The 3,156-nt window shown below is 50.3% G+C and carries 1 rRNA gene; it reads left to right on the top strand.

The window, feature by feature from the left end:
• Positions 1-144 precede the first annotated feature (144 nt).
• A 23S ribosomal RNA gene (locus N5J47_RS18040) occupies positions 145-3,039 on the top strand.
• The last annotated feature ends 117 nt before the right edge of the window (positions 3,040-3,156 follow it).

Here is a 3,156-nt window from a genome sequence, read left to right as displayed (position 1 = left end):
AAATGAGAACTAGCAAAAACACTGAATCAAGCGTTTTGGTATATGAATTTAGATTGAAGCTGTACGGTGCTTAAGTGCACAGTGCGTCAAACTGAAATGTTGGTAATACTACTTGTAGGTATTAACGACTGTTTGGGGTTGTATAGTCAAGTAATTAAGTGCATGTGGTGGATGCCTTGGCAGTCAGAGGCGAAGAAAGACGTGATAGCCTGCGAAAAGCTCCGGGGAGGCGGCAAATATCCTGTGATCCGGAGATTTCTGAATGGGGGAACCCACTTACCATAAGGTAGGTATTATATTCTGAATACATAGGAATATAAGGCGAACGAGGGGAAGTGAAACATCTCAGTACCCTTAGGAAAAGAAATCAATTGAGATTCCCTTAGTAGCGGCGAGCGAACGGGGAGCAGCCCATTAAGTTGTGTGTGTTCTAGTGGAACGCTCTGGGAAGTGCGAACGTAGAGGGTGATATTCCCGTACACGAAAGGGCACACACAATGATGACGAGTAGGGCGAGGCACGTGAAACCTTGTCTGAATATGGGGGGACCATCCTCCAAGGCTAAATACTCCTGACTGACCGATAGTGAACCAGTACCGTGAGGGAAAGGCGAAAAGAACCCCTGTGAGGGGAGTGAAATAGATCCTGAAACCGCATGCATACAAGCAGTGGGAGCCCACTTTGTTGGGTGACTGCGTACCTTTTGTATAATGGGTCAGCGACTTACATTCAGTAGCAAGGTTAACCGCATAGGGGAGCCGTAGGGAAACCGAGTCTTAATAGGGCGTATAGTTGCTGGGTGTAGACCCGAAACCAGGCGATCTATCCATGAGCAGGTTGAAGGTTGGGTAACACTAACTGGAGGACCGAACCCACTGTCGTTGAAAAGCCAGGGGATGACTTGTGGATAGGGGTGAAAGGCTAATCAAGCCTGGTGATAGCTGGTTCTCCCCGAAAGCTATTTAGGTAGCGCCTCGGACGAATACCATTGGGGGTAGAGCACTGTTTCGGCTAGGGGGTCATCCCGACTTACCAAACCGATGCAAACTCCGAATACCAATGAGTACTATCCGGGAGACAGACTGCGGGTGCTAACGTCCGTAGTCAAGAGGAAAACAATCCAGACCGCCAGCTAAGGCCCCAAAATCATAGTTAAGTGGGAAACGATGTGGGAAGGCATAGACAGCTAGGAGGTTGGCTTAGAAGCAGCCACCCTTTAAAGAAAGCGTAATAGCTCACTAGTCGAGTCGGCCTGCGCGGAAGATGTAACGGGGCTAAAACTATGTGCCGAAGCTGCGGATTTACGCATTAGCGTAAGTGGTAGGGGAGCGTTCTGTAAGCCGATGAAGGTGGATTGAGAAGTCTGCTGGAGGTATCAGAAGTGCGAATGCTGACGTGAGTAACGACAAAACGGGTGAAAAACCCGTTCGCTGAAAGACCAAGGGTTCCAGTCCAACGTTAATCGGGGCTGGGTGAGTCGACCCCTAAGGCGAGGCCGAGAGGCGTAGTCGATGGGAAATTGGTTAATATTCCAATACTTCTGTGTAATGCGATGAGAGGACGGAGAAGGTTAAGTCAGCCTGGCGTTGGTTGTCCAGGTGGAAGACAGTAGGCATGCATCTTAGGCAAATCCGGGGTGCTCCATGCTGAGAGTCGATAGCAAGCTGTACTTGTACAGTGAAGTGGCTGATACCATGCTTCCAGGAAAAGTCTCTAAGCTTCAGTTACACAGGAATCGTACCCGAAACCGACACAGGTGGTCAGGTCGAGTAGACCAAAGCGCTTGAGAGAACTCTGCTGAAGGAACTAGGCAAAATGGTACCGTAACTTCGGGAGAAGGTACGCTGCTGACGGTGATGGGACTAGCTCCCTGAGCGGTTGGCAGCCGCAGAAACCAGGCCGCTGCAACTGTTTATTAAAAACATAGCACTCTGCAAACACGAAAGTGGACGTATAGGGTGTGATGCCTGCCCGGTGCTGGAAGGTTAATTGATGGGGTTAGCGTAAGCGAAGCTCTTGATCGAAGCCCCAGTAAACGGCGGCCGTAACTATAACGGTCCTAAGGTAGCGAAATTCCTTGTCGGGTAAGTTCCGACCTGCACGAATGGCATAATGATGGCGGCGCTGTCTCCAGCAGAGGCTCAGTGAAATCGAAATCGCTGTGAAGATGCAGTGTACCCGCGGCTAGACGGAAAGACCCCGTGAACCTTTACTGCAGCTTGACATTGAACTTTGACCTTACTTGTGTAGGATAGGTGGGAGGCTTTGAAGCTGGGACGCTAGTCCCAGTGGAGCCGTCCTTGAAATACCACCCTGGTAATGTTGAGGTTCTAACTCTGCCCCGTAATCCGGGGCGAGGACCATGTCTGGTGGGTAGTTTGACTGGGGCGGTCTCCTCCTAAAGAGTAACGGAGGAGTACGAAGGTGCGCTCAGCGTGGTCGGAAATCACGCGTAGAGTATAAAGGCAAAAGCGCGCTTAACTGCGAGACCCACAAGTCGAGCAGGTACGAAAGTAGGTCTTAGTGATCCGGTGGTTCTGTATGGAAGGGCCATCGCTCAACGGATAAAAGGTACTCTGGGGATAACAGGCTGATACCGCCCAAGAGTTCATATCGACGGCGGTGTTTGGCACCTCGATGTCGGCTCATCTCATCCTGGGGCTGAAGCAGGTCCCAAGGGTATGGCTGTTCGCCATTTAAAGAGGTACGCGAGCTGGGTTTAGAACGTCGTGAGACAGTTCGGTCCCTATCTACCGTGGGCGCTGGAAATTTGAGAGGATCTGCTCCTAGTACGAGAGGACCAGAGTGGACGAACCTCTGGTGTACCGGTTGTCACGCCAGTGGCATCGCCGGGTAGCTATGTTCGGAAGGGATAACCGCTGAAAGCATCTAAGCGGGAAGCCTACCTCAAGATAAGATTTCCCCAGGACTTTATGTCCTCTAAAGAGCCGTTCGAGACCAGGACGTTGATAGGTTGGGTGTGGAAGCACGGTGACGTGTGAAGCTGACCAATACTAATTGCTCGTGAGGCTTGACTATACAACACCCAAACAGTTGTTGTATCAAGCTAGGTTCGATACAAATAACTTGATTTAGTGTAGAAACTAGTTAAACTACGAACACTAAAACAGACTCAACAGCTAATCCGTTAAACTC

The organism is Acinetobacter sp. GD03645 (genome assembly GCF_029845285.1).
GTDB classification, from domain to species: Bacteria; Pseudomonadota; Gammaproteobacteria; order Pseudomonadales; family Moraxellaceae; genus Acinetobacter; species Acinetobacter corruptisaponis.
The sequence above is the reverse complement of the archived record's forward strand: the minus strand, read 5'-3'. Positions and strand labels throughout refer to the sequence as shown.